Here is a 25885-nt window from a genome sequence, read left to right as displayed (position 1 = left end):
TCAACCTCACTCGGAGCACTTGGCATGAACCCACGGGATTTCTGGCTGATCGTCCTGGTCATGGCGATCTGGGGCATCAACTTTTCCATGATCAAACTCGGCGTCAGCGAGCTGGATCCGCTGCTGGTCGCGGCGGCCCGCTTTCTCTGCGCTACCTTTCCCATCATCTTTTTCATTCGCCGACCCAAGGTGCCCTGGCGCCACCTGATAGGCTACGGTCTGGTGTTCGGCACCGGCATCTGGGGCATGGCGTCCTGCGCCATCACCTTTGGCCTGTCGGCGGGCATGGCCTCGGTGCTGCTGCAGCTCGACGTGCTTACCACGGTGCTGGTGGGCGTATTGTTGTATCGGGAAACCATCAGCCGGCGCATGTGGTCGGGCATTGCCATCGCCCTGCTTGGTGTGCTGGTGGCCATCGTCTACACCAACGGCAACGTCACTCCCGCCGGCGTGCTGTTTATTCTGATATCGGCCATCTGCTGGCCCCTGGCGGGGGTGATAGTGCGTCGCTCGGGCACGCAGTCGGCCTTTGCCTTCAATATCTGGGGCATGTTGTTTGCCCCCTTGCCGCTGATTGGGCTCAGCCTGCTGTTCAACGGGATCGACGTGCTGGAGATCACCTACCGGCAATGGCATGCCGGCACCTGGCTCTCGGTACTGTTTCAGGCCTATCCCACCACCCTGTTCGGCTACTGGGTATGGAACCGTATGCTGCTCAAATACCCAATGAGCCAGATGGCCCCCATGACGTTGCTGGTCACGGTGTTTGCCCTTGCCAGTGGCTACCTGATGTACGGTGAGCAACTGTCACCGGCCCAGTGGGCCTCGTGCACGGCCTTTTTGCTGGGTATCGCCCTGGTGCTGTATCGGGGACCACTGCCCGGCAAGCCGCGCACTCCTCTGAGTACCGACAAGGGCACGGCATAGCACAAACAGATCACGTGCAGGGATGCCCCTGCACGCGGTCAGAAATGCTTGGCCGGGGTGGAGCAGCTGACGATGCGGCAGGGTTTATCGCTGAGGTTGCGAAAACGGTGGGGCTGGGTGGTAGAGAAGTAGTAGCTGTCGCCGGCCTTCAGCAACCGGTGCTGGGCACCTATGGTGATTTCAATTTCTCCTTCAATGACCACGCCGGCTTCCTCGCCATGGTAGGCCATCATGTCGTGGCCGGTATCCACGCCGGGGGGATAGGTTTCCACAATAAAGGACATGGCCCGGTTCTTGCGGTTGTAGCCCACCAGTTTCAGGGACAAATTGCCGCTGCCCACGTCCTGCAGTTCCTCGGGGCTGAAAAAGATCTGATCGGTGTTTTGCAGATCCAGGGTAAAAAACTCCCCTACCGTCATGGGAATGCCGTCGAGGATCTTCTTCAGGGAGCTCACGGAAGGGCTGACCTTGCCCTGTTCAATCAGCGACAGGCTGGAATGGGTCACGCCGGTGCGTTTGGCCAGCTCCCGCTGGGAAATATTGCGCATCAGGCGCACCGCCTTGAGACGGGCGCCCACATCATTGGCGTCGTCGCCGTCCTGCTTCGCTGTTGTCATGTTGCTCCATAAACCAAAAAACCTGGCGGCAAATTTTACCCAATGCCAAAACAGGCTGTAAATTCAATTCCGTGCCGGTCAGAGCCCGGCCTGCTCCAGCCGGGTAGCCATGTCGCTCAGGCCGTCCAGCCCCTGAATGTCGGTGGGCTGAAGATACAGCGGATAGCGGGACAGATCCGCAAATATTCGAGCAATATCGGCCAGGTGTGTTTTTTCCAGCGAGCGCCGCCGGGCCAGAAAGGCGCCGTCGGCGTCGTCGGGCAAAATGCGATTCACCACCAGCCCGGTCAGGGGCAGCTTTTCTTCCCGCAGCGCCGCCACCGCCCGCCCGGTTTCCAGTATCGGCAGCTTTTCGGGCGTCAACACAAACAGCAGCGCGGTCTGCTCACTGTCGGTAAGCAGCCGGCGGGTGCGCTGAAACAGTCGCTGACGGGCCAGCAGGGTATCGGTAATGGATTTGGTGCGTTCGTCCATGCCGGCGGTTTCGTGGGCCCGAGGGTCGCCAAAGGGGCTGTCCACGTCCTTGCCCGGGGTCAGGTGGTCCAGCACTTCGCCCAGTTTTTCCGACCGTCGGTTGCTCTTGAGCATGCCCTGAGTCCAGGCCGCCATGGCCTCGGGCAGGCTGAGCAGGCGCAGGGTGTGGCCGGTAGGAGCGGTGTCGAAGATCACCAGGTCGTGGGTTTGCAGCCCCCCTTCCATCACTCGGGCCATGCGCTCCAGCAGTGCCGCCTCCTGGGCCCCCGGCGACTGTCGGGTGAGCCGCATCTGCCGCTCTACCTCGCCGTACATTTCGGGCCGAGTAAAGCGTTTAAGCTGGGCCAGCACCCGGGCCAGGTGCTGCTCTACCTCGTGGTCCGGATCCAGCTCCAGGCCGTCGAGGTTGGGCGCCAGCCGGGTAATGGTGTCGCCAATGTCCCGGCCAAAGGCGTCGGCCAGGCTGTGAGCCGGGTCGGTCGACACCAGCAGGCAACGCTTGCCCCGGCGGGCCGCCAGCAGCGCCAGCGACGACGACACCGTGGTCTTGCCCACGCCGCCCTTGCCGCCCACCAGCACCACCCGCTTGTCGGTCAGTAACATGTAATTTCTCCAGACAGGAAGGCCGGCATTGAAGCCGGCCCCGGTGTGCGAAATGTTGGGATTCGCTTCGCTCATCACCAACCTACGCAGCACATCAAAAGACAACTCAATCAGCAGCAGCGGAAGTGATCCAGCGGCGAGTGCTCCATGCCCATGCGCTTGTGCCAGTCGTGAAACCGTTCCAGCAGCAAGGGCTGCAGCTCCAGGGTGTAATAGGAGGCCGGGTTCGGCACTCCCATCATTTCCGAGAACACCAGCAGCATAAAGAGGTCCTCCTCTTCGCGCCGGGCCCGGGCAATGGCCGCCCGGTAGGGCGCGTTATATACCTCTTCCGCATATTGGCTGGCCCGGTTTATCCAGGCCAGAACCCGCTTGATTTTCACGACTGGTCCTCGAGCTCTTCGGCCTTGCCGCTGCGCAGCCGGTTCAGGGTAGAGCCGCATTCCAGGGCCACCAGAATGGCCGCCGCCAGCACCACCAGATCCAGGCCAAACAGGAACCAGTTGGCCTGCTCATAGAAGCCTTTGAGCTGAATAAGCAGCGCCAATACCGTCATCACCAGCAGGAACAGCAGTGGGATCAGGGTGACCAGCATGGGTCGGCCCAGTCGCGCCAGCATCACGGTGATCACCAGCAGGGTCAGGCCCGCCAGCAGCTGGTTGGTGGTACCGAACAGCGGCCAGATCAGCAGGCCGCCGGAGCCATCACCGCCGGCGCCAAAGGCCAGCAACAGGCATGAAGCCACCGCCAACAGGGTGGCCGGGGCCGCCTTCTGCATCCAGTTAATGTTGTAGATAACGCCCCACTCCTGAAAGATGTAGCGCTGCAGGCGCAGGCCGGTATCCATGGTGGTGCCGGCAAACAGCACCGCCATCACGGTGAGAATGGTCTGCGACAGCTCGATATCAAAGCCCAGGCCGTTGCTCAGAATGTTGGCGCCGCCCTGCACAAAGGCGGCCACACCACCCTGGCCAAAGCCGCTGTAAATGGCCTGCCAGTCGGCCAGGGTGGCGAAACCGGCGGTGGCGGCGATGATGGCGGCCAGCGCCAGGCAGCCTTCACCAATGGCGCCGAAATAACCCACAAAGCGCAGGTCGGTTTCCTTGTCGAGCTGCTTGGAGGTGGTGCCGGAGGATACCAGGCCGTGAAAGCCGGAGATGGCGCCGCAGGCAATGGTGACAAACAGCAGCGGTATCATGGAGGGCGTGCCTTCCGGCACATTGTCGTTAAACGCCGGCGCCACCACGTCCGGGGCCGACAGCAGCACGGCACCGTAGAGCAGGCCCAGGCCCACAAACAGCTGCAGGCCGTTGATGTAATCCCGGGGCTGCAGCAGCATCCACACCGGCAGCAGCGAGGCGATGGCGGCGTAGACAAACAGCAGAATGATCCACTGGGCCTTGTCGGTCAGCCCCATAAACAGCTCGGGCAGCGCCAGCGGCATGGAAGGGCCGACCCAGATCAGGGCATAGAGCGCTACCACGCCCACCACGGACACGGTGAGCAGGCCAATCATCTTGCGGTAAATCAGCTGACCGATGATCAGCGCTACCACGATGGCGCCCCACACCGGCACCACCGAGGTCTGGAACTGGGTGAGCAGGCCGGCGATCACCACGGCGAACACGGCGTTCACCATCAGCAGCACCAGGAAAATTACGATCATGAAAATGCTGCGGGCGCGCTTGCCCACCACGTCGCCGGTGAGGGACCCCACCGATTTGGCCTTGTTGCGATTACTGGCCCAGATCGCCCCTGCATCGTGCACACCGGCAAAGAAGATGGTGCCGAACACCACCCACAAAAAGGCGGGCACCCAGCCCCAGATCACCGCGATGGCCGGCCCCACTATGGGGGCGGCCCCGGCTACCGAGGTAAAGTGGTGACCCCAGAGCACGAACTTGTTGGTGGGCACATAATCCACCCCGTCTTCAAATTCGTGAGCCGGGGTACGAAATCCCGGGTCCAGCCGAAATATTTTTTCGGCCACGAATTTCGAATACACGAAATAGCCAAGCGCCATGGCGCCCAGCCCGATCAACATCAGGAATATGGCATTCATTTACCCGCTCTCCCGTAAAGAGTTTTTCTTATCATTGTTAGCATTTCCGGTATCGTCAAACCGGGGCCTGAACGAACCCCAATTAAAAGGAAAAGCCACGAAGAATCAATACGGTAACAACAAATTCAAATGACACCGAAAGAAGACAAAATCATGAATGCGCGAATGACCGAACCCGCCCAATAAAAACCACCATTCAATAAGCGGAATGGCAGTTTATATCACCAGTCACTACTGAAAATTAAGAGTAATACACAGACTCAATCAAACCGGCATTATTCTTCCCGAAAAATGCTGATCTGGGTAACCCCCAGCTTGCGAAAATATTCTTCCCGAAATTCCTTCATGGTTTTTTTATCGTTGCGGCTGATATTCGCCAGTTGATCTTCCATGCGGCGAAACTCCGCCAGGTTCAGCCCCTCGGCGGCGGCAATGGCATCATAAATGCTGTGATGCTTGTCGTTGGCGTAGCCGATTTCCTTTTGCTGCTTGCGGTAGTGGTAACGAATGCGAAAGGCCATGATGCAGGGCTCCGTAAAAAGCGCCATTGTCGCTGCAAACCCCGCCCGCACTCAAGAGTGCGGGCGGCATCACGCCAATTCGAGTCCATAAGGCGCATAATGCCGGCCATCATGAGTCAACATGCCACCCTCTCCCGCCTGCGCCGCATCGCCCTGCCGTTGCTGTTGCTGACCGGCACCCTGCTGGTGACCGCCGGGCTGTTCTTTCATGCCCAGAATCAGGGGCTGGCACACATTCGCCAGAACGCCGAGGCCAGCCTCAGTCGCTATATCATCAACCTGCGCCACCAGCTGGCCCGGCACCGGGATCTGCCCAGGCTGCTGGCCACCCAGCAGCAGCTCAAGGCGCTGCTGGCCGACCCTTACAACCCGCAAAAGGTCGACGCCGCCAACCGCTATCTGGCCTGGGTCAACCGCACCATGGGCGCCACCGACAGCTACCTTATCGACAGCAACGGCATCACCCTGGCGGCCAGCAACTGGGATCAGCCCAATCCCTTTATCGGCAACGACTACAGCTTTCGCCCCTATTTTCAGCAGGCCGTGGAAGGCGGCCAGGGCCGCTACTTCGCCCTCGGCAATACTTCGCGAGTGCGGGGGTATTTCTTTTCCGCCCCGGTGCGGCAAAACGGCCAGATCATCGGCGTGGCCGTGGTCAAGGTGGATCTGGAAGATATTGAAGGCAGCTGGAACGATGCCCTGCAGGACATTCTGGTGATGGACGAAGACGGCGTCATCTTTATCTCCACCCGTCATCACTGGCGCTTTCGACTGCTGCCTCAGGGCAATGCCCTGGTGCCGGACCAGCAACTGCTGGCCCGTATTCAGGGCAGCCGCCGTTACGAAAACGCCGAGATCACCCCCCTGCCCCTGCACAACAGGGAGATCACCGCCAGAGGCAACCAGCTGCTGACCCTGAATGGCAATCAGGCCGCCGGTCACTATCTGCTGGTCAGTGAACTGGTGCCGGAGGCCGGCATGCGGGTGGCGGTACTGGCCAACCTGAGCCCACTCAAGACCCGCATTGCCCGCACCCTGGTCATGGGGCTGGGCGGTTTCTGGGCGATCGCCGCCCTGTTGCTGTTCCTGCGCGCCCGCCATCGCATGCAACGGCGCCATGAGCGTGAGCTGCAGCAGGCCCACGAGGCACTGGAACGACGGGTGGAGCAGCGTACCCGGCAGCTGACCGACAGCAACCAGCGTCTTAAACAGGAAGTGGAGCAACACCGACAGACTCAGGATCAACTGGTGCAGGCCGCCAAAATGGCGGTGCTGGGTCAGTTGTCGGCGGGCATTAACCACGAGCTGAACCAACCACTCACCGCCATTCGCCAGTTCGCCGACAACGGCCGCAAGCTGCTGGAGCGGGGGCGCACCGAGTCGGTGGCCGGCAACCTGCGGGAAATTGGCGGCCTGGCCGAACGCATGGCCGCCATTTTGCAGCCGCTGCGTGAATTCGCCCGCCAGCGCGATGCCGGCGGCGCGCAGACCCGGCTGGCGCAGTTGCGTCAGGGCGTCATGGTGCTGATGGGCGGCGAACTGGAAAAGCGTCATGCCCGCCTGCACTGGCCGAATACCTATGACTCGCTCATGGTGGCCGGTGATCTGGGCCGGCTCGAGCAGGTGCTGGTCAACCTGATTGGCAACGCCCTGCAGGCCATGGCCGATGAGCCCGCGCCCCGCATCGACATTGATGTGCAGGCCAGCGAACGGCAGGTGACGCTCAGGGTGCGCGATGACGGCCCCGGCCTGAGTGAACAGGCCCTGGCGCACATTTTTGAACCCTTTTTCACCACCAAGTCCACCGGCCTCGGGCTGGGGCTGTCCATCTCTCACCGCATTGTTCAAAGCCTGGGGGGCGAGCTGACCGCCGCCAACCACCCGCAAGGCGGCGCCATCTTCACCCTGGTGCTTGCCCGCGCCCACAAGGAGCCCGCATGACCGCGCCCCATATTCTGCTTATCGACGATGACGATGCCATTCGGCGCTCCGCCGCCCAGACCCTGGAGCTGGAAGATTACCGGGTGCAGGCCTTTGACCGCGCCGACAAGGCGCTGCCGCAGCTCGATGAGAACTTTGCCGGCATCGTGATTACCGACATCAATATGCCGGGCATCACCGGCCTGGAACTGTTGGAGCGGATCAGGATCATCGATACCGACATTCCGGTCATTCTGATCACCGGCTTTGGCGATATCTCCATGGCGGTGAGCGCCATTCAAAGCGGCGCCTACGACTTTATCGAAAAGCCCTTTTCATCGGATCTGCTGCTCGACGTGGTGCACCGGGCCCTGGAAAAACGCGCCCTGACCCTGGACAACCGCCGCCTGCGCCTGGAGTTGCAGGCGCAGAGCGCCCCCGGGCCACGCATTATCGGCGGCTCGCCGGCGGTGCAGGAGCTGCGCCGGCTGGTACAGACGGTGGCGTCCAGCCCGGCAGACATTTTGCTGATGGGAGAAACCGGCTCGGGCAAGGATCTGCTGGCCCGCTACATTCACGAGCACAGCCCGCGCCGGGAACAGAATTTTGTGGCCATTAACTGCGGCGGCATGCCCGAGAGCCTGATCGAATCCGAGCTGTTCGGCCACGAAAAGGGTGCCTTTACCGACGCCAAGGAAAAGCGCATCGGCAAGCTGGAGCACGCCCAGGGGGGCACCCTGTTTCTCGACGAAATCGAGAGCATGCCCATGAGCCTGCAGATCAAGCTGTTGCGGGTGCTGGAAGAGCGCACCATAGAACGACTTGGCTCCAACCGGCTGATTCCGCTGGACATTCGTATTGTGGCTGCCACCAAGGCGGATCTGCGGGCCCTGGCCGATGCCGGCGATTTCAGGGAAGATCTCTATTACCGGCTCAATGTGGTGCGCATCGACATTCCCCCCCTGCGCGCCCGCCCCGACGACATTCCCATGCTGTTTCAGCACTTTGCCCTGCTGGCCTCGGCCCTGTACGAACGGGAAATTCCACCGCTGTCGGCGGAGCGGCTGCATCAGCTTCTGAGCCACAGCTGGCCGGGCAATGTGCGGGAACTGCGCAATCTGGCGGAACGCTATGTATTGCTGGGCGAGGCCTGCTCCTTTGATCTGGGTGACCACAGCGGGCCCGACAGCCCGGCTTCCGGCCAGAGCCTGGCCGCCCGGGTCGATCAGTTCGAAAAAACCCTGATCCAGACCGAGCTGGCCCGCCACGGCGGCTCCATCAAGCACACTCAGGAAAGCCTGCAACTGCCGCGCAAGACCCTGTACGACAAAATGAAAAAACACGGCCTCGACAAAAATGACTACAAGGGCTGACACCGACGCTAGCGGTTAACGGTGGTCCGGGCCGTCAGCACATACCCCGCCAGGCCCATAACCGGGCCGGGCAGCAACAACCACAGGGCATCCAACCCCAGGTATTCAAACAGGCTGCTGGTGACGGAAATGGAGACCACGGTAATCGCAAACCCAATGCAGTTCTGAATGGCCAGCGCGCTGCCGACGGATGCGGGCGGGCAGGATGTGGCCGCCAGCGCAGAAAACTGCGGCGAGTCGGCCACCACGGAAGCGCCCCAGATCATCAGCAGCAACAGCAGGCTGCCAGCCTGCAGGTCGCGCCAGCCAAGCACGAAGACCAACCCGCAAAGCCCGGACATGGCCAGCGCCCCCAGGGCGACCCTGGCGCTGCCCGCACGCAGGGACAGCAAGCCGCCGCACAGCGAACCCAATGCGCCAACGGCGATAATGGCAAAAGACAGTCCGGACACCCCCAGCCCGGGAAAGTGCGACGCCAGGGAAGTGCGGGCGACAATCAGGGGCACCAGGGTCCAGAAGGCGTACAGCTCCCACATATGGCCAAAATAGCCCAGGGTCGCAGCCCGGAACGGGCCGTGCCGAAACGCGTGCAAAATGGAAGGCGGCCGAGTATCGGCGCCACTCGGCCGGCCGGTTGCAACGGCCGCATGGGGCCCGTCACCCAGGGAGCCAACCAGCCAGGCGCCAAGCACCGCGGTCACGGACGAGGCAGTGATCACCAGCTGCCAGGGCAGATCGGCGCCCATCACCCGCATTGCATGAGGCAGCGCCGTGCCCAGTGTCAGCATGGCCACCAGCTGCGCCAGCGCCAGCCCGGTTCGAGCGGGTGCCCAACCCACGAGCAGCTTCATGCCCATCGGGTAGATGCCGGCAAGGCAAATGCCTACGCCAAATCTGAACAGCATGCCGCTTAACAGGCCCTCGGACAGCCAGGCAAACCCCAGGTTAAACAGGGCGCCGGCGACGGCGCTGCCCATAAAAATCGAGCTGGCCCTGAACCGATCCGCCCCACCGCTCATGGAGATAACCAGGGTGCCAAGAATAAAGCCCAGCTGAACGGCACTGGTTAGCCAGCCAATGTCTGAGGCACCGACCCCCCAACTCGCTATTAAATCGTCGGATGTGCCGTTGGCACTGAACCACAAGGCGGTTCCCAGCAGCTGGGCCAGGGCAATGGTGGCAACAGGCCCCATCCCCTTGAGCAGGAATCGCCTTACTGCGCCGTCATTCACCGTTAAGGTCAAGCCATGCTCCCATTGAGTCGATTGAACAGAACAAAAGAACGATGGGTGGAATTCCCCCCATATGCCCATTAAGAGGCCTGAGGTTCAGAGCCATTCCTCCCGCCACAGCCCCTCCCCCTGTTTTGAACTTCGCGAAGATAACCGAAGAGAAAAGCCCCGTCATCCCCGTAAAAACGGTGCTCCTGCCCACCACACAAGACGCTTTTTGCCAAATGAGGCTCGGGTTAAGGAGCCAAGGCCGGCTTACTCGCGCTTATGCACGGCCTGCTGCCCCGGCGTTTTTGACTAATGGGTGAAAACCCGCCCATCACCGGCCACGAATGGGTGGGTTTCCACCCATTATCCGCGTCCATGCATGGTCCTGTACTTGTCCCACTTCTGCCCAGGCTCCCTTTTGGTGCGGCTGTCGCCGGCATGCACCAAAGTTGGCCTGGCTTTTGCTAATAGGATGTTAACGAAAACGGCGGCTTGTTGGCGGCCGATGGAAAAACGAGGTTAAGGAATGTCACAGCAACAACAACAGCTCGACGCACTCAGCCCCGAAGAGCAGAAAAAGCTCAAGGAGCTGATGGAAAAGGATGCCAAGACCGAGCGCAAGCTCACCGGGCCCTGGGCCTGGCTGGTGGCGGCGCTGGCCGCCACCATGGTCGCCCTCTACTTCTACGGCGCCGGCGTGGCCGCGCTCAGTACTCAGTATCATCTCGGCATTTATGTGCTGATCACCTTTGTACTGGTGTTTCTGCTTTATCCCGCCGGCGGCCGCACCGCCCATGCCGGCCTGTCGGTGGTCAGCGCCGCCCTGCTGGCGCTGCTGGCCGGGTGCTTCGTGATTTATGACTCGCCCACCGCCTTTTACCAGCAGCTTTCCCTGTTTCAGGAAACCTGGGAATACGACGGCCTGAGCCTGGCGCTGGAACAGGATCTCGACCGGCTGCACTATGTGCTGGCCCTGGTGCTGCCCTTTGCCGCCCTGATGATTCCGCTGGATCAGTGGCTGAGCCGGCGCAACGGTAACAGCCCCACCGCCAGCGACGTGGTGCTGGCGCTGATGGTGGCGGGTACCGTGCTCTACTGGATCAGCCAGTTCGAGGCGCTCAATTACCGGGCCGGGGCCGAGAACGAGGTAGACATGCTGGTGAGCGTGGTCGGCCTGCTGTTGTCCCTGGAAATCTGCCGCCGGGTGCTGGGCTGGTCCATCACCCTGATCGGTGTGGGCATGATCGCCTTTGCCCTGTTCGGCCCTTACCTGCCCGAGCTGTTTGCCCACCGGGGCTTTCGCTTTGAACGCCTGGCCACCGCCCTGTTCCTGACCACCAACGGCGTGTTCGGGGTCATGGCCAACGTGCTGGCCACCTATGTGATCCTGTTTATCTTCTTTGGCGCCTTTTTGCAGAAATCCGGTGCCGGCAAGTTCTTTATCGATCTGCCCCTGGCGCTGGCCGGCCGCTCCACCGGCGGCCCGGCCAAGGTGGCGGTGATCTCTTCTGCCCTGTTCGGATCCGTGTCCGGCTCCGCCATCGCCAACACCGTTTCTTCCGGTGCCTTTACCATCCCCATGATGAAACGGGCCGGTTTCAAGCCCCACGTGGCCGGCGCCATTGAGCCCGCAGCCTCCATCGGCGGCATGTTCCTGCCCCCCATCATGGGCGCGGGCGGCTTCCTGATGGCCGAGCTCACCGGCACCCCGTACTCCACCATCATGATTCTGTCCATTGGTCCGGCCATTCTGTACTTCCTGGCGGTGTACTGCATGGTGCATTTCGAGGCCAAGAAGCACGGCCTGGTGGGCGTGCAGGGTGAGGAAATTCCGCACTGGAAAACCGTGTTCAAGGGGGGCTGGTACTACGCCCTGCCGCTGGTGATCATTACCGTGCTGCTGCTCACCGGCCGCTCCGCCGGCAACTCCGCCTTCTGGGCCACGCTGTCGTGCATTGCGGTGAGCTGGGTCAGCAAGGAAACCCGCATGGGACCGAAGCAAATCTGGGAAGCCATTCAGGTGGGCGCGCGCAACACCCTGATCGTGGGCGCCACCATAGGGGTTATCGGCGTCATTGTGGGCACCATCTCCCTCACCGGCATGGGCCTCAAGTTCTCGGATCTGATCATCTCCATGGCCGGCGACAGCCTGCTGCTGGCCCTGGTGCTGGTGGCCATCGCCTCGCTGGTGCTGGGCATGGGCGTGCCGGTGACCGCCGCCTACCTGATCGTGGCCGTGCTGGCGGTGCCGGCCCTAGGCGAGTTTGGTGTGTCGGCCATTGCCGCCCACATGATCGTGTACTGGCTGTCTCAGGACTCCAATATCACGCCGCCGGTGTGCGTGGCCGCCTACGCCGGTGCCGCCATTGCCGGCTCGGACCCGTGGAAGACCGGCTGGACCTCGTTCAAGTTCGCCAAAATGCTCTATGTGATGCCGCTGCTGTTTGCCTATGTTCCGGCCATGCTGCTGGACGGCACCCTGATGGAAATCATCACCGCCTTTGTCTCCGCCACCCTGGGCACCCTGGCCTTTGGCGCCTTTGCCATGGGTTATCTGCGCCGCAAGACCCGCGTGCACGAGTGGTTGCTGCTGGGCGCCGGCACCCTGTTGCTGTACTGGCCCACCTTTGCTTCCGACATCGGTGGCCTGGGTCTGGTGGCCCTGGTGTGGTGGCTGCAGCGTGAAGGCGACACCAGCACCGCCGTTAACCATTCCAATGCCCACTAAGGAGGCCTCATGTCCCGGATCAACCTCATCCTGTACGCCACCGACTTTTCCGAGGGTGCCGCCGAGGCGGCATCTCTGGCGCAGGAACTGGCCTCGGCGCACAGTGCCCGGCTGCACCTGTTGCACGTGATCACCGGGCTGGATGACCGGCACCGCCGCGGCATTCCCGCCAGCGTGGTGGACGCCTTTACCAAGGAGGTCAAAACCCAGGCCATGACCGACCTGCACGACTTCAAGGAGCGGCAGTTCGGTGGCTTTCAGGGCGAGCTGACTTCGGAGCTGAGCCAGGGCCATGGCGCCGACGAAATTCTGGCCCGGGCAGCGGCGCTCAAGGCCGATCTCATCGTGCTCGGCACCCACGGCCGACGTGGGGTAAGGAAACTGCTGCTCGGCTCCACCGCCGAGCGGGTCATTCGCCAGTCCACCGTGCCGGTGCTCACCGTGCCCGAACGTGACTGACACCGCATTCACCGGAAGACAACAAACGCAACGACAACGAGGAAACCAACATGGTTAAACATGCAACCAAGACCTTTCGCGTACTGACCACCCTGGCCGTGGCCACCGCCACCACCCTGGGCGCCGGTGCGGCCCAGGCCCAGACCGAACGCCTGGCTTTTTCCGGCGGCCCCGACGGCGGCACCTTTCAGTATTTCTCCAACGGCATTTCCACTCGGCTGTCACGCACCATGGACGGCGTGGATGTGTCCAACATGGCCTCGGCCGGTTCGGTGGAAAACCTGCGTCGGGTCAACTCCCGGGATGCCGACTTCGGCATTGTCTATTCCGGCGACATGTATCTGGGCCTGAGCGGCAAGCTGACCAATGACACGCGCAAATACCGCAACGCCAAGGCAGTGTCCTACCTCTATGGTGCCCCGGCCCACCTGATTGTGCTTGATGGCTCCGGCATTACCGAGGTGTCCCAGCTGGAAGGCAAAAACGTGGCCGTGGGCCCGGCGGGCTCCGGTGCCGCCGCCTCGGCCCAACGCTTCTTTGAAAGCGTGGGGCTGTGGGACAACATCACCCCCCAGTACATCGGCTACAACCAGGGCGCCTCGGCCCTGGGCGACCGCCAGATTGATGCCCTCTGGGTCTTTGCCGGCTTTCCCAACGCCTCGGTGATCCAGGCCGCCTCCAGCAACGACATTCGCCTGCTGCAGGTGCATGAGGCCGCCAGTCAAGGCACCCTGTTCCAGGATCACCCCTACTACGCCGAAGTCACCATTCCCGCCGGCACCTATCCGGGCGTGGACTACGATGTGGTCACGGTGCAGGACTCCGCCCTCTGGGTGGCCGGCCGTCATCTGTCTGCCGACCGGGTGGCCGACAGCCTGAAGCAAATCTATTCCGAGGAAGGCCTGACCTTTATGCGCTCGGTGTCTCAGGCGGCCTCTGCCATGAGTATCGACTCCGGCACCCTGGGCATCGTGACCCCGCTGCACGATGGCGCCAAGGCGTTCTGGACCGAGCAGGGCAAAACCCTGACCGACCAGCAGCAGTAACCTGCGGCGCATCGTGATGATAACAACGGGTCCATGAGGGCCCGTTTTGTTTTGCCCCGCCTTCTATACTGAACAACAGCCTTGCAGCCGGAGCTCACCATGACCCACCTCAGCATCGAACGGGATGCCATTCTCGATACCGCCCTGCACCTGGCCCTGCACCGGGGCTGGCACGGTTTCAGCCTGCGCGAGCTGGCCGAGGCCCGGGAGCTGACCCTGGCGGAGCTGAGCCGGCACTTTCGCTCACGGGACTCGCTGGCCGAGGCCCTGTTTGACCGGGCCGACGATGCCCTGCTGAGCCTGCCGATGGACCCGCAAGAGCCCATGCGTGAGCGGCTGCTCACCGGCATCATGGTCTGGCTCGATTACCTGGCTCCCTATCGCCCGCTGGTCAAGGAGATGCTCGGCTACAAGCTGGAGCCCGGCCATGTTCACCTGCAGGCCCACGGCATTACCCGCATCAGCCGCACCGTGCAATGGCTGTTGGAAGCCGCCGACTGGCAGGCCACCGGCCTGCGCCGCAGCGCCGCCGAAGTCACCCTCACCGCCATCTACCTGACCGCGGTGGCCAGCTTTGTGGTGGACGCCGGCGACAACCTCAACACCACTCGCACCCTGGTGCACGGCCTGCTCGGTCGCGCCGGCCGGCTGCTGCAATAAACTTTTGAGCCCGCCGCCGCGGCCGTTGCATAATCACAACATCCTGTTTTAACTGGTAAAGCGATATTACGTGATCACCGCTGAACGCAAGGACGGCCATTCACTCAAGCTGTCGCGCATTTTGCGCGAGGCCACCGAGCACCGACTCGATCTCTACCTGTTCGTGCCCGGCGAGCTGGGCCTCAACAGCCAGGTGCTGCCGGAAGACGGCTTCTATCACAACGCCATACACAGCACCCGCACCTACTTCAGCGATCGCCCCCACCTGCCCCTGGTGCACAGCCGGCTGGCGGAACGGGGCAAGCTCACCCCCGAACAATACCGGGTCAGCCTCAGCCTGTACGGCTACCAGTATGTGGTGGGGCTGGAACAGTCCTGCCACGATCTGCGCAACCGCATGGAAGCCGTGTCCCAGGAAGAGGTGGAAGCCGTGGTGTCCCTGGCCCAGGACATTCTGCGGCGGCTGCGCCGCCGTGTACCGAACGACGACACCCTGCGCAAGTACTACACCAATATCGACAACTATGTGTCCTGGTTTACCGAGCAGCGGTTGTTGTCGCTGGTGGCCCACCTGCCCCGCAACGGTGACTACAAGACCGTCAAGTCGCTGCTGCTGGAGGTCTGCGCCATTGAGCGCCAGCATCGCATCGACAATAAGTACAATACCGCCCACGCCAGCGATTCGCTGTCACGCATCTCCAACAAGATGCGGCTGCTGCGCCGGTTGATCGAATATCCGGTCACCCTCAAGGAGCGCACGCGGGAGCTGGGGGGTGGCGAACAGAAACTGCTCAAGGCGGTGGTCACCGCCGTGGTGATGACCACGGTGTCGCTGGCCGCCTACGAGGTGCGCGAAACCCTGGGCGGCCTGTCCATGATGGTGATCCTCGCCCTGGCGGTGCTCTACGCCCTGCGCGAGCTGTTCAAGGATGACCTGCGCAATACCCTGTGGCGCTGGCTGCGCCGGGGCCGTCCCAAATGGCGGCGACAATACTTTGATGTGCACAGCACCCAGCTGGTGGGGCGCCAGCTGGAATGGTTCGACTATCAGCGCCCGTACCGCGTGCCCGCCGAGGTGCGCGCCGCTCGTCGGGCCAACGTCAGCCAGCGGGAAGAAGTGGTGTTGCACTACGGCAGTCACTCGCGCATGTTGCCCACCCGCTTCCTGACCGGCTATGAGCAGACCCGGGAAAGCCTGCAGCTGGATCTGACCATGCTGGCCCGGCTGATGGAAAAAGGCTCCCATCATGTTTACCAGCTGAAGGAAAATCAGGTGTCACGCCAGCCGGTGGAACGGCGCTACCTGTTCAACCTGATCACCCGCGAGGTGCAGGGCCTGAAGCCGCCGGTGCTGCAACGCTGGAAGGTGGTGGTGAGTCGCTCCAAAATCGTGGAGGTGGAAGAAATCCCCCAGAAGAAAAAAGCATAAAAAAGTTGTAATAACGCCTTCGATGAACCAGACCAAGATAGTGAAAGACGGCAAATGCCGGGCTTTCCTTAACAAATGGACTTAACAGAAGGATATTCATCATGACCAAAGCCAACACTGCCACCGCCCTTGCCTTTGCCCTGGGTACCGCCCTGGCCGCTTCCGCCCCCGCCATGGCAGACAACCATTCCGGCGACATGGAAAAATGCTACGGCGTTGCCCTCGCCGGCCAGAATGACTGCGCCGCCGGCCCGGGTACCTCCTGCGCCGGTACTTCAAAAACCGACCATCAGGGCAATGCCTGGAAACTGGTTCCCGCCGGCACCTGCCTGGAAACCGATTCCCCCACCTCGCCCACCGGCAAGGGTCAGCTGGAAGCGTTTGAAGAAGTCGGCGCCTGATCCCGAGGAGGCACCATGGACCATCACCCTTATCGTGCCGGCACTGGTGCCTCCCGCTTGCCAGCCACGGCGGGACTGGGGCTTAAGCTGCAGCACGCCGAAGAGATACTGACCACACGCCCTTCTCTGGGCTTTGTGGAAATTCACGCAGAAAATTTTATGGTGGATGGCGGCCCTCGCCATCATTACCTGAGCCGCATTCGTGAACACTATGCGCTGTCGGTGCATGGTGTGGGGCTGTCGCTGGGGGGCATGGAACCGCTCGACGAAGATCACCTGGCCCGGCTGGCCCGGCTGGTGCAGCGCTACCAACCCGAGGCGGTGTCGGAGCACCTGGCCTGGGCCGGGCACGGCGGCCGTTTTCTCAACGATCTGCTGCCTCTGCCCTACACTCCCGCCAGCCTGCAGCGGCTGTGCGATCACATCGACCGGGTGCAGCAGGTGCTGGGCCGCCCCATTATGCTGGAAAATCCCGCCACCTATGTGCGCTTTTCCAAATCCAGCCTCATGGAGGCCGACTTTATTCGCGAGGCCGTACGCCGCAGCGGCTGCGGCCTGCTGCTGGATGTAAACAACGTTTATATCACGGCAGTTAACCACCGGCTTGATGCACAAGACTATATCGCTGCCCTGCCCCTGGACCAGGTGGGTGAGGTGCACCTGGCCGGTTTTGACGAGCAGGCCGATGACAGCGGCGCCGCCCTGTTAATCGACCATCATGGCAGCCCGGTGGCCGAGCCGGTATGGGCACTGTATCAAGGGTTGCTGGAACGAACCGGCCCCCTGCCCACCCTGCTGGAACGGGACAACAATGTGCCCGCCCTGAACGAGTTGCTGGCGGAAACCGGCCATATTCACCGACTGCTGCACGAGGCCGACCACCACGCCAGCAACAAGGAGCACCGCCATGCATGATGACTTTGCCAGCGCCCTGCTCAATGCGGATCTACCGGTGCCCGCCAGCCTGACCGGGCACCCCGGTGGCCGGTCCCGCTTCAATGTCTACCGCAACAATGTCAGAGTGTCGCTCACCGAGGCACTGGCGGCCCAGTTTCCGGTGTGCCGGCAACTGGTGGGCGACGACTTCTTCAACGCCATGGCCGGTATTTATATCGAACAGTCACCGCCATCATCACCGCTGCTGACCGACTATGGCGTCACCCTGCCCGACTTTATTGACGGCTTTGCCCCGGCCGCCAGTGTGCCTTGCCTGGCCGACATGGCTCGACTGGAGCTGCTGGTGCAGCGGGTGCAGCATGCCGCCGACGCCGAGCCGGTAGCCGCCGACCGGTTGCAGGCGTTGCTGGCCGATCCGGAACGTCTGGCCCGCCAGGCGTTGCAACTGACACCCGCCTGCGCCCTGTTGCGCTCGGCCTTTGCGGTGGCTTCAATCTGGCTGGCCCACCATGGCGAAGGCCGCCTGCAGGACATTCGCACCGCCACGCCGGAAAACGTACTGGTGCTGCGTATTGGCCTGTCGGTGAGGCTGCTGCGCCTCACTGGCGCCGATGCCACCTTTATTGAATGCCTGCGGGCGGGCGCACCACTGGGAACCGCCCTGGAGCACAGCCTGCAACAGCAGGAAGACTTCAACCCCGCGACCATGCTGCAGAGCCTGCTGGAATGGCGGGCCGTGACCGGATTTATTACGCAAGGAGATGCCTTATGAGCCTGACCCAACAGTGCTACCGGCTGCGCGGCTTGCTCAACCGCCTGCCCCACACCCTGATCGCCCTGCTGGGACGGTTTTCCATCGCCGCCGTGTTCTGGCGCTCGGGCCAGACCAAGGTGAACAACTTCAGCCTCGATATCGTCAGCGGCGAGTTCAGCCTGGGATGGCCAAGTCTGAATCCGTCGGCAGTGTTTCTGTTTCGGGAAGAATACCGCTTGCCGCTGATCTCCCCCGAGCTGGGCGCCCTGCTAGCGGCCACCGCCGAACACCTGTTTCCGCTGCTGCTGTTGCTGGGACTGGCCACTCGGTTTTCGGCGCTGGCACTGCTGGGCATGACCCTGGTGATTCAGGTGCTGGTCTACCCCGGCGCCTGGCCGCTGCACGGCATCTGGGCCACGGTGCTGCTGCTGCTGATCGCCCGCGGCCCCGGCGTGGTGTCGCTGGATCATTGGCTAACGAGGAAGCATTGTGATTAACTTGCAGGTAAACCATAAGACCCTGAAAAGGACGGTCATGGCTGCACCCTCGGAGTTTGCCCCTGAACTGAACGAACAACTGCGGCTGCAAATGCTGAAATTCGCCACCCTGCAGCTGCAAGATTCCCATCTGGCGGAGGACGCAGTGCAGGAAGCCATGCTCGGTGCCTTTCGTTATGCCGACTCCTTTAACGGTCGCTCCGCCTACAAAACCTGGGTGTTTGCCATTCTCAAGCACAAGATTGCCGATCAGATCCGCAAACGTCAGCGCCTGACCACCGTCAGCGAACTGAACAACGAAGCCGATCAGCAATTTGAAGAAACCCTGTTCAACCAGAGGGGCCACTGGAACAAACAGGAGCGGCCGGTGCGCTGGAGTTCTCCCGACGACAGCCTAGAAGACGAGCGTTTCTGGCACATTTTCGAGGCCTGCCTCGACGGCCTGCCGGCCCGCCAGGGCCGGGCATTCATGATGCGGGAATTCGTGGGGCTGGAAAGCCCGGAGATCTGCGCCGAGCTGACGCTCACCGTCAGCAATCTCAATGTACTGCTTTACCGGGCACGGTTGCGGCTGCGTGAGTGCCTGGAGAACCGCTGGCAACGGCAAGGAGACTGCACATGCTGAAATGCCGCCAAGCCACCCGGCTGATGTCCGAAAGCCAGGAACGGCCGCTCACTTCTCAGGAAAAACTGTCGCTACGGCTGCACACCCTGATGTGCAGCGCCTGCAACAACTTTCAACGGCAACTTCCGGTGTTACGCCGGCTCTGTCGCGCCTATACCGAGCGCGAAGATAAATAGATGCGAGTGGGCGAAAGGAGTTCCGCCCAGCCTCAGCGCTTCAACCGCACCACCAGATCATGCAGCTCGGTGGCCACCGACTGCAGCCCTTCCATGCTGCCGGCGGCAGAATCCGCCTGGGACAGGCCCGCGTCCGACAGGCTGGCCATGTTCACCGCCTGCTGATTGATGTCTTCCGCCACCCGCGCCTGCTGCTCTACCGCCGTGGCCATCTGCATCGACATGTCGGCGATGCGGGACACCGCCGAGGCGATGCCACTCAGGGTGTTTTCGGTTTCCACTACCCGCGCCAGTCCCGACTCGGCACTGATCTTGCCCTGCTCGGCCACGTCCACCGACGAGCTCGCCCTGTCGGTCAGGTCCGCCACGATGCGCTGAATCTCCCCGGTGGATTCCCGCGTGCGTCCCGCCAGCTGGCGTACCTCATCGGCCACCACCGCAAAGCCCCGGCCCTGCTCGCCGGCACGGGCGGCCTCGATGGCGGCATTAAGCGCCAGCAGGTTGGTCTGCTCCGAGATCACCTCGATCATATTGGCCACCTGGGCAATGCCGGCGGTCTTCTCCGCCAGCCGCTGCACCTCACCACTGATGTCGTCGACGGTGTTCTTCAGCTCGGCAATGGCTTCCCGGGTCACCCCGGCCACTTCCAGGCCTTCACGGGCCATGCGGCTGGCGTTGTCGGCCTGGCTGGCGGTTTCCTGCACATGGGCGGTCACGTCATTGATGGTGGCGCTCATCTCATTCATGGCGGTGGCCACCTGTTCGGTTTCCTGACGCAGGCTGGCCATGCCCTCCCGTGCCTGGCGGGACTGCACATGGCCGTTGTCGGAACGGCTACTGACCCTGGCGGCGGCGTCTTCAATACGGGTGATAATGGCCATCAACCGCGCCTTTTCACTGCGAATACCCACCTTGAGCCGACCCAGCATGCCCAGATCCCGGCTGTGGGTATGCATGGCCAGTTCATGGCGAAAGGCGCCCCCCAGCAGCACATCGAGGCGCTTCAGGGCCTGGCCGTGCAGGTAACTCACCCAGCCGCCAAAGGCGGCCAGCGATAACAGCTCCAGGGCAATGCCCTCATTGCGGTAACCGCCCAGCAACAGGCCCGCCACCAGCACCTGCGCCGCCACCAGCCAGGGCCAGGGCCGGCTCAACAGACCCTTTCCGGGCAAGGCCTTGCCCGCCCGCAAACGGGCATACAGCCGTTCGGCCCGGGCCACGTCTTCCCGGTCGGGACAGGAGCGCACCGACTCAAAGCCAACCACGTTGCCATCCTTGGTGATGGGCGAGACATAGGCATCAACCCAGTAATAGTCGCCGTTCTTGCAACGGTTTTTCACCAGTCCCATCCAGGGCTGTCCCGTCTTGAGGTGCTCCCACATGATTTTGAACGCCAGGGGAGGCATGTCCGGGTGACGCACCAGATTGTGGGGCTGACCAATCAGTTCCTCGCGGGTATAACCGCTGACGCTCACAAAGGCATCGTTGCAGTGAAGGATGGTGCCATGCACATCCGTGGTGGATATCAGCCGCTCGGCGGCATCAAAGGTACGTTCGTTGCTGGTGACGGGAAGATTTTTTCTCATGCCAAATCCTTGCCTGATGCTGATACCACAAACCGAAACAGGGTGAACCCGCGTGAATTGTAAGGCATAACGACATCAATCCCTTCCGGCTTGACCGCAAATTACCGGGCCTCTGACCTGGCCCCGCCGAAAGGAAGCAACCGATTTAGTATGGTTCCAAACAGACCATTGTGCCGACTATTTCTTTCTTATTTGAAGTTGAACACTTAAGTCCCGGCGCCCAAGTGTCATACAATGAGCGCCTGAAGTTCCGCGCGGCGGATTCAAGTCCAGCGCCAGTACCGGTTATCCTTCGGTACCAGGTGCAACCGCTGCTCCCCCAACATCAACCTGGGAAATAGGGAAATAATGACCACCAAACAATCGACCATCGTCTACACCCTCACCGACGAAGCCCCCGCTCTGGCCACCTACTCTCTGCTGCCCATTATTCGCACCTTTACCGACGCCGCCGGCATTGATGTCACCCTGAGCGACATCTCCCTGGCCGGCCGTGTACTGGCTGCCTTTCCCGAGCGTCTGACCGACGAGCAGCGCGTGGCCGACGGCCTGGCCGAGCTGGGTGAGCTGACCCAGGATCCGCACGCCAACATCATCAAGCTGCCCAACATCAGTGCCTCCGTGCCCCAGCTGCGTGCCTGTATCAAGGAGCTGCAGTCCCAGGGTTATGACGTGCCCGATTTTCCGGAAAATCCCAAGACCGATGAAGACAAGGCCATTCGCGAAGCCTACACCAAGGTGTTGGGCAGCGCCGTGAACCCGGTGCTGCGTCAGGGTAACTCCGACCGTCGCGCTCCGGCCGCGGTCAAGGCCTTTGCCCGCAAATACCCCCACTCCATGGGTGCCTGGAACAAGGCGTCCCGCTCCCACGCCGACTACATGAACGGCGGTGACTTCTTCTCCAGCGAGCAGTCCGTCACCATGGACAAGGCCCAGACCGTGCGCATCGAGTTTATCGGTCAGGACGGCAAGCCCCAGCTGAAAAAAGAGCTGGCGCTGCAGCAAGGTGAAGTGCTCGACAGCATGTTCATGAGCGCCAAGGCGCTGGAAAGCTTCTTTGAGCAGACCCTGCAGGAATGCAAGGAAGCCGGCGTGATGTGGTCCCTGCACGTCAAGGCCACCATGATGAAGGTGTCTCACCCCATCGTGTTCGGTCATGCGGTCAAGGTGTTCTACAAGGAAGTGTTCGACAAGTACGGCAAGCTGTTTGACGAGCTGGGGGTCAACCCCAACAACGGCATGAGCAGCGTGTACGACAAGATCAAGAGCCTGCCCCAGTCCACCCAGGAAGAAATCGAAGAAGCCATTCACGACTGCTACGAGCACCGGCCGGAGCTGGCTATGGTGGACTCCGTAAAAGGCATCACCAACCTGCACGTACCGAGCGACGTGATCGTGGATGCCTCCATGCCCGCCATGATCCGCAACTCCGGTCAAATGTGGGGTCGCGACGGCAAGCTGAAGGACACCAAGGCAGTAATGCCCGAGTCCACCTATGCCCGCATCTATCAGGAAGTGATCAACTTCTGCAAGACCAATGGCGCCTTTGATCCGCGCACCATGGGCTCGGTATCCAACGTGGGCCTGATGGCGATGAAGGCCGAAGAATACGGCTCTCACGACAAGACCTTTGAACTGACCGAAAACGGCACCATGCGCGTGCTGAACGAGGCCGGCGAGGTGCTGATGCAGCACGACGTGGAAAAGGGCGACATCTGGCGTGCCTGCCAGACCAAGGACGCGGCCATTCGCGACTGGGTCAAGCTGGCAGTGAACCGCGCCCGCAACTCCGACACCCCGGCGGTGTTCTGGCTGGACGACGAGCGCGCCCACGACAACGAGCTGCGCAAGAAGGTGGAGCACTACCTGCAGGAGCACGATCTGAACGGCCTGTCCATTCACCTCATGTCCTACAACGAGGCCATCCGCTTCTCCATGGAGCGCATGAAGCGCGGCAAGGACACCATCTCCGTGACCGGCAACGTGCTGCGTGACTACCTCACCGATCTGTTCCCGATCATGGAACTGGGCACCTCCGCCAAGATGCTGTCCATCGTGCCCATGCTGGCCGGCGGCGGCATGTACGAAACCGGTGCCGGCGGCTCCGCGCCCAAGCATGTGCAGCAGCTGATGGAAGAAAACCACCTGCGCTGGGACTCCCTCGGTGAATTCCTGGCCCTGGCGGTGTCGCTGGAAGAGCTGGGCATCAAGGAAGGCAACGACCGCGCCAAGGTGCTGGCTGCCTGCCTGGACAAGGCCACCGAGCAGTTGCTGGACAACGGTAAGTCGCCTTCTCGCCGTGCCGGTGAGCTCGACAACCGGGGCAGCCACTTCTATCTGGCCATGTACTGGGCCCAGGAACTGGCCGCCCAGGGCGACGACGCCGAGCTGGCCGCCCACTTCGCGCCCCTGGCCAAGTCCCTGGCCGATAACGAAGACAAGATCGTGAGCGAGCTGAACGCGGTGCAGGGCAACTCTGCCGGCGTACAGGGCTACTACCACGCCGATCCGGCGGCGCTGGAAAAGGTAATGCGCCCCAGCGCCACCCTGAACCAGACCCTGGCCCAGCTGAACGGCTAATCCGCTCTGCAATGCCTTCATGCAAACCCGGCTTCGGCCGGGTTTTTTATTTCTATTCTCGGCCCGCCCAATCTGGACGCTCACCCTGACGACAATGGCGAACGGCATGCTAGACTCATACCGGCCTTAATCTCAGGAGGTGAGCCCTTAATGTGCAGATCCCTTGTGTATTGTTCTCTCGCCGCCCCGTTCCTGCTGGCCACTTCGGCCATGGCTCAAACCCTGAACGGCAGCATAGGCGCTTCCGTTATTCAGGCTCCCGACTATCTTGGCAGTGACGATGACGAGGCTAGGGTGCTGCCGGATCTCAACCTGCGCTATGGCGATCAGCTTTACCTCAACCTGAGAGACGGCCTGGGCTGGAATCTTTACCGGCAGCGGAACTGGACCCTGTCTCCCTTTCTGGGGTACCAGCCCGGCCGCGACAACACCGGTGATCTGAGCCGTTTTGACGAGGTAGACGACAGCCTCACCGGCGGCCTGCGACTGAGCTACCAGCCCGCCCCCTGGAACCTGAGCCTACAGGCGGAAACCCCGCTCAGCGGTGATGTGGACGGCTACAAGCTTACCCTGCGGGCAGGCTGGCGTGGCCAGCCTGCCCCGAACTGGTCTGCCGGCATAGGCCCCAGCCTGGTATACAGCAGCAAGGCGTGGACTCAAAGCTTGTTTCGAGTGTCGGCCCGCGACGCCGCCCGCAGCGGCTTCAGCCGCTATGAACCCACCGACGGTTACTGGCGCCTGGGACTGAGCGGCAACCTCAATTACCGTTTTGCCGCCCGGTGGTCGGTGACCGGCCTGGCCGGCATCACGCAACTGACCGGCGATGCCAGAGACAGCCCCATAGTGAAAAATGCCGGCGACGCCACTCAGAGCTTGGCCGGCATGGTGCTGAGCTACCATTTTTGATCTTTTGGCCGGCAGACCGCTAGGTATGTCGGCCTGATTACGTCATGCGAAGCAACAGCAGGGTTGCCTGTTTGGCTTGATGACGACTAGTCTGCTGTTGGGGCCAGGGCGAACGCTTTAGTTACCACTGTAATATTTAGCCCCCAACCCTTTAGCAGTGCTCACCCAACTTAGCCCACCACCATCAAAAACACACAAAAGTCACAAAAACACCAAAATTCACACAACACATGCCGGGATATGGCGTCACTCCTTTCTCGATGAATCATCAAAACAGATATAAACGAGCCCATCTTCTTGCGTCTTTTTTCTTATTTTGCCAGTCTATAAGCGGATTTAAAGTTAGAACACGAAACCATAATGGAGCACCAAATGGATATGCAAAAGGGATTCAAGTTCAGGCTCAAGCAACTGGCCGGCGTCTCCGCCCTGGCCCTGTTCACCTGCGGCGCCGTCCAGGCCGACACCTGGCGCTATGCCCACGAGGAGTACGAAGGGGATGTGCAGGATGTGTTCGCCCACAAATTCAAGGAATACATCGAAGACAACTCGAATCACCAGCTGCAAATCTACCGCTTTGGCGAGCTGGGCGAGTCCGATGACATCATGGAGCAGACTCAGGCAGGTATTCTGAATTTCGTGAATCAGTCCCCCGGCTTTACCGGTGCCCTGATCCCCGAAGCGCAGATCTTTTTTATTCCCTACCTGATGCCCACCGACATGAAGGACGTGGTGAGCTTCTTTCGGGAAAGTGAGGCCATCAACGAGAAGTTCCCGGCACTGTACGCGGAAAAGGGACTGGAACTGCTGCAAATGTACCCGGAAGGCGAGTTTGTGGTCACCCTGGACGAGCCCATCACCACTCCCGAAGAGCTCAAGAACAAGAAGGTACGGGTGATGACCAACCCGCTGCTGTCGGAAACCTACTCCGCCTTTGGCGCCACCCCTACCCCCCTGCCCTGGGGCGAAGTCTATGGCGCACTGCAGACCAACATGATTCAGGGCCAGGAAAACCCCATCTTCTGGATCGAATCCGGCGGCCTGTACGAGGTGTCGCCCAATCTGATCTTTACCGGTCACGGCTGGTTCACCACCGCCATGATGGCCAACCAGGACTTCTACAACGGCCTGTCTGACGAAGACAAGCAGCTGGTGCAAAAGGCATCCGATTACGCCTTTGAAGAGATCCTCACCCACATCGACGGCCTGGCCGAACGCTCCCTGGAGAAGATCACCAGCAGCAGCGACGAGGTGACTGTCACCCGCCTGAACGAAGAGCAGATTGCCGCCTTTCGCGAGCGCGCCCCCCAGGTGGAAGCCAAATTCATCGAGATGACCGGTGAGCGTGGCCAGGATCTGCTCAACACCTTCAAGCAAGACCTCGACGCCATTACCAACTAACCACACGGGGCGCTCACCGCCCC

The 25885-nt window shown here is 61.6% G+C and carries 24 protein-coding genes; 17 read left to right on the top strand and 7 right to left on the bottom strand.

What is annotated here, in order from left to right:
* Positions 1 to 24: 24 nt before the first annotated feature.
* The gene (locus tag B6S08_RS14920) at positions 25 to 927 is read left to right on the top strand and encodes an EamA family transporter (protein WP_094201604.1); all 903 of its coding nucleotides are present in this window, start codon (positions 25 to 27) and stop codon (positions 925 to 927) included.
* A 38-nt stretch (positions 928 to 965) separates the two neighbouring features.
* On the opposite strand, the gene B6S08_RS14915 is transcribed toward B6S08_RS14920, so the two are convergent.
* From B6S08_RS14915 to B6S08_RS14895, 5 genes are all read right to left on the bottom strand, one after another.
* Entirely contained in the window at positions 966 to 1544 is a 579-nt protein-coding gene (locus B6S08_RS14915; RefSeq protein ID WP_094201603.1) for a cupin domain-containing protein, read from the bottom strand.
* A gap of 78 nt (positions 1545 to 1622) precedes the next feature.
* Positions 1623 to 2621 (bottom strand): ArsA family ATPase, encoded by a 999-nt coding sequence (locus B6S08_RS14910; protein WP_094201602.1) that lies wholly within the window; start codon positions 2619 to 2621, stop codon positions 1623 to 1625.
* 110 nt (positions 2622 to 2731) lie between these two features.
* Entirely contained in the window at positions 2732 to 3004 is a 273-nt protein-coding gene (locus tag B6S08_RS14905) for a cory-CC-star protein (RefSeq protein WP_094201601.1), read from the bottom strand.
* Positions 3001 to 4683: a carbon starvation CstA family protein gene (locus B6S08_RS14900; RefSeq protein WP_094201600.1), complete on the bottom strand. Its 1683-nt coding sequence runs from the start codon at positions 4681 to 4683 to the stop codon at positions 3001 to 3003. Before B6S08_RS14900 ends, B6S08_RS14905 begins: the two co-directional genes overlap by 4 nt.
* Before the next feature lie 275 nt (positions 4684 to 4958).
* On the bottom strand, positions 4959 to 5204 hold the full coding sequence (locus B6S08_RS14895; RefSeq protein ID WP_094201599.1) for a DUF2960 family protein: 246 nt from the start codon (positions 5202 to 5204) through the stop codon (positions 4959 to 4961).
* A gap of 111 nt (positions 5205 to 5315) precedes the next feature.
* Here B6S08_RS14895 and B6S08_RS14890 point away from each other — a divergent pair, with 111 nt between their 5' ends.
* Entirely contained in the window at positions 5316 to 7145 is a 1830-nt protein-coding gene (locus tag B6S08_RS14890) for a sensor histidine kinase (RefSeq protein ID WP_094201639.1), read from the top strand.
* Positions 7142 to 8497, top strand: coding sequence for a sigma-54-dependent transcriptional regulator (locus tag B6S08_RS14885; RefSeq protein WP_094201598.1), 1356 nt, complete (start codon positions 7142 to 7144; stop codon positions 8495 to 8497). The genes B6S08_RS14890 and B6S08_RS14885 overlap by 4 nt, the downstream gene beginning before the upstream one ends.
* An 8-nt stretch (positions 8498 to 8505) precedes the next feature.
* On the opposite strand, the gene B6S08_RS14880 is transcribed toward B6S08_RS14885, so the two are convergent.
* Positions 8506 to 9741 (bottom strand): MFS transporter, encoded by a 1236-nt coding sequence (locus tag B6S08_RS14880; RefSeq protein WP_211284244.1) that lies wholly within the window; start codon positions 9739 to 9741, stop codon positions 8506 to 8508.
* Positions 9742 to 10243: 502 nt separating this feature from the next.
* Between B6S08_RS14880 and B6S08_RS14875 the strand changes: the two genes are divergently transcribed.
* The 11 genes from B6S08_RS14875 to B6S08_RS14825 all read left to right on the top strand — a co-directional run bounded on the left by B6S08_RS14875 (position 10244) and on the right by B6S08_RS14825 (position 19389).
* Positions 10244 to 12445 carry a TRAP transporter permease gene (locus B6S08_RS14875; protein ID WP_094201596.1) on the top strand — a complete coding sequence of 734 codons (2202 nt, stop codon included), beginning with the start codon at positions 10244 to 10246 and terminating at the stop codon, positions 12443 to 12445.
* A gap of 9 nt (positions 12446 to 12454) precedes the next feature.
* A complete protein-coding gene (locus B6S08_RS14870; RefSeq protein WP_094201595.1) occupies positions 12455 to 12904 on the top strand; it encodes a universal stress protein in 450 nt (149 codons plus the stop codon).
* Positions 12905 to 12954: 50 nt separating this feature from the next.
* Positions 12955 to 13950 carry a TAXI family TRAP transporter solute-binding subunit gene (locus B6S08_RS14865; protein ID WP_094201594.1) on the top strand — a complete coding sequence of 332 codons (996 nt, stop codon included), beginning with the start codon at positions 12955 to 12957 and terminating at the stop codon, positions 13948 to 13950.
* A gap of 99 nt (positions 13951 to 14049) precedes the next feature.
* Positions 14050 to 14610 carry a TetR/AcrR family transcriptional regulator gene (locus tag B6S08_RS14860; protein ID WP_094201593.1) on the top strand — a complete coding sequence of 187 codons (561 nt, stop codon included), beginning with the start codon at positions 14050 to 14052 and terminating at the stop codon, positions 14608 to 14610.
* 70 nt (positions 14611 to 14680) lie between these two features.
* Entirely contained in the window at positions 14681 to 16039 is a 1359-nt protein-coding gene (locus B6S08_RS14855; protein WP_094201592.1) for a hypothetical protein, read from the top strand.
* A gap of 101 nt (positions 16040 to 16140) precedes the next feature.
* Entirely contained in the window at positions 16141 to 16440 is a 300-nt protein-coding gene (locus B6S08_RS14850) for a BufA1 family periplasmic bufferin-type metallophore (protein WP_094201591.1), read from the top strand.
* A gap of 15 nt (positions 16441 to 16455) precedes the next feature.
* Entirely contained in the window at positions 16456 to 17355 is a 900-nt protein-coding gene (gene bufB, locus B6S08_RS14845; RefSeq protein ID WP_094201590.1) for an MNIO family bufferin maturase, read from the top strand.
* A complete protein-coding gene (locus tag B6S08_RS14840; RefSeq protein WP_094201589.1) occupies positions 17348 to 18109 on the top strand; it encodes an HvfC/BufC N-terminal domain-containing protein in 762 nt (253 codons plus the stop codon). The genes bufB and B6S08_RS14840 overlap by 8 nt, the downstream gene beginning before the upstream one ends.
* Positions 18106 to 18588 (top strand): DoxX family protein, encoded by a 483-nt coding sequence (locus tag B6S08_RS14835; RefSeq protein WP_094201588.1) that lies wholly within the window; start codon positions 18106 to 18108, stop codon positions 18586 to 18588. Before B6S08_RS14840 ends, B6S08_RS14835 begins: the two co-directional genes overlap by 4 nt.
* Before the next feature lie 37 nt (positions 18589 to 18625).
* Positions 18626 to 19213 carry an RNA polymerase factor sigma-70 gene (locus B6S08_RS14830; protein WP_094201587.1) on the top strand — a complete coding sequence of 196 codons (588 nt, stop codon included), beginning with the start codon at positions 18626 to 18628 and terminating at the stop codon, positions 19211 to 19213.
* A complete protein-coding gene (locus tag B6S08_RS14825) occupies positions 19207 to 19389 on the top strand; it encodes an anti-sigma factor family protein (protein ID WP_094201586.1) in 183 nt (60 codons plus the stop codon). The genes B6S08_RS14830 and B6S08_RS14825 overlap by 7 nt, the downstream gene beginning before the upstream one ends.
* Before the next feature lie 32 nt (positions 19390 to 19421).
* Here the strand turns inward: B6S08_RS14825 and B6S08_RS14820 are convergent, their stop codons facing one another.
* The gene (locus B6S08_RS14820) at positions 19422 to 20975 is read right to left on the bottom strand and encodes a methyl-accepting chemotaxis protein (RefSeq protein WP_094201585.1); all 1554 of its coding nucleotides are present in this window, start codon (positions 20973 to 20975) and stop codon (positions 19422 to 19424) included.
* Positions 20976 to 21323: 348 nt separating this feature from the next.
* On the opposite strand from B6S08_RS14820, the gene B6S08_RS14815 reads away from it, so the two are divergent.
* The 3 genes from B6S08_RS14815 to B6S08_RS14805 all read left to right on the top strand — a co-directional run bounded on the left by B6S08_RS14815 (position 21324) and on the right by B6S08_RS14805 (position 25862).
* On the top strand, positions 21324 to 23555 hold the full coding sequence (locus B6S08_RS14815) for an NADP-dependent isocitrate dehydrogenase (protein ID WP_094201584.1): 2232 nt from the start codon (positions 21324 to 21326) through the stop codon (positions 23553 to 23555).
* Positions 23556 to 23705: 150 nt separating this feature from the next.
* Complete coding sequence (locus tag B6S08_RS14810) at positions 23706 to 24461, top strand: MipA/OmpV family protein (protein WP_094201583.1); 756 nt, start codon at positions 23706 to 23708, stop codon at positions 24459 to 24461.
* Positions 24462 to 24833: 372 nt separating this feature from the next.
* The gene (locus tag B6S08_RS14805) at positions 24834 to 25862 is read left to right on the top strand and encodes a TRAP transporter substrate-binding protein (RefSeq protein ID WP_094201582.1); all 1029 of its coding nucleotides are present in this window, start codon (positions 24834 to 24836) and stop codon (positions 25860 to 25862) included.
* Positions 25863 to 25885: the final 23 nt, after the last annotated feature.

This window comes from Oceanimonas doudoroffii (assembly GCF_002242685.1).
Classification (GTDB): domain Bacteria; phylum Pseudomonadota; class Gammaproteobacteria; order Enterobacterales; family Aeromonadaceae; genus Oceanimonas; species Oceanimonas doudoroffii.
Note: the sequence above shows the minus strand (reverse complement) of the source record. Positions and strands in the feature narration are given on the sequence as shown.

Coding starts and splice junctions, on each gene's coding strand:
- B6S08_RS14920 (WP_094201604.1), top strand. CDS start 25: ATGAACCCACGGGATTTCTGGCTGATCGTCCTGGTCATGGCGATCTGG.
- B6S08_RS14915 (WP_094201603.1), bottom strand. CDS start 1,544: ATGACAACAGCGAAGCAGGACGGCGACGACGCCAATGATGTGGGCGCC.
- B6S08_RS14910 (WP_094201602.1), bottom strand. CDS start 2,621: ATGTTACTGACCGACAAGCGGGTGGTGCTGGTGGGCGGCAAGGGCGGC.
- B6S08_RS14900 (WP_094201600.1), bottom strand. CDS start 4,683: ATGAATGCCATATTCCTGATGTTGATCGGGCTGGGCGCCATGGCGCTT.
- B6S08_RS14895 (WP_094201599.1), bottom strand. CDS start 5,204: ATGGCCTTTCGCATTCGTTACCACTACCGCAAGCAGCAAAAGGAAATC.
- B6S08_RS14890 (WP_094201639.1), top strand. CDS start 5,316: ATGAGTCAACATGCCACCCTCTCCCGCCTGCGCCGCATCGCCCTGCCG.
- B6S08_RS14885 (WP_094201598.1), top strand. CDS start 7,142: ATGACCGCGCCCCATATTCTGCTTATCGACGATGACGATGCCATTCGG.
- B6S08_RS14875 (WP_094201596.1), top strand. CDS start 10,244: ATGTCACAGCAACAACAACAGCTCGACGCACTCAGCCCCGAAGAGCAG.
- B6S08_RS14870 (WP_094201595.1), top strand. CDS start 12,455: ATGTCCCGGATCAACCTCATCCTGTACGCCACCGACTTTTCCGAGGGT.
- B6S08_RS14865 (WP_094201594.1), top strand. CDS start 12,955: ATGGTTAAACATGCAACCAAGACCTTTCGCGTACTGACCACCCTGGCC.
- B6S08_RS14860 (WP_094201593.1), top strand. CDS start 14,050: ATGACCCACCTCAGCATCGAACGGGATGCCATTCTCGATACCGCCCTG.
- B6S08_RS14850 (WP_094201591.1), top strand. CDS start 16,141: ATGACCAAAGCCAACACTGCCACCGCCCTTGCCTTTGCCCTGGGTACC.
- bufB (WP_094201590.1), top strand. CDS start 16,456: ATGGACCATCACCCTTATCGTGCCGGCACTGGTGCCTCCCGCTTGCCA.
- B6S08_RS14840 (WP_094201589.1), top strand. CDS start 17,348: ATGCATGATGACTTTGCCAGCGCCCTGCTCAATGCGGATCTACCGGTG.
- B6S08_RS14835 (WP_094201588.1), top strand. CDS start 18,106: ATGAGCCTGACCCAACAGTGCTACCGGCTGCGCGGCTTGCTCAACCGC.
- B6S08_RS14830 (WP_094201587.1), top strand. CDS start 18,626: ATGGCTGCACCCTCGGAGTTTGCCCCTGAACTGAACGAACAACTGCGG.
- B6S08_RS14825 (WP_094201586.1), top strand. CDS start 19,207: ATGCTGAAATGCCGCCAAGCCACCCGGCTGATGTCCGAAAGCCAGGAA.
- B6S08_RS14820 (WP_094201585.1), bottom strand. CDS start 20,975: ATGAGAAAAAATCTTCCCGTCACCAGCAACGAACGTACCTTTGATGCC.
- B6S08_RS14815 (WP_094201584.1), top strand. CDS start 21,324: ATGACCACCAAACAATCGACCATCGTCTACACCCTCACCGACGAAGCC.
- B6S08_RS14810 (WP_094201583.1), top strand. CDS start 23,706: ATGTGCAGATCCCTTGTGTATTGTTCTCTCGCCGCCCCGTTCCTGCTG.
- B6S08_RS14805 (WP_094201582.1), top strand. CDS start 24,834: ATGGATATGCAAAAGGGATTCAAGTTCAGGCTCAAGCAACTGGCCGGC.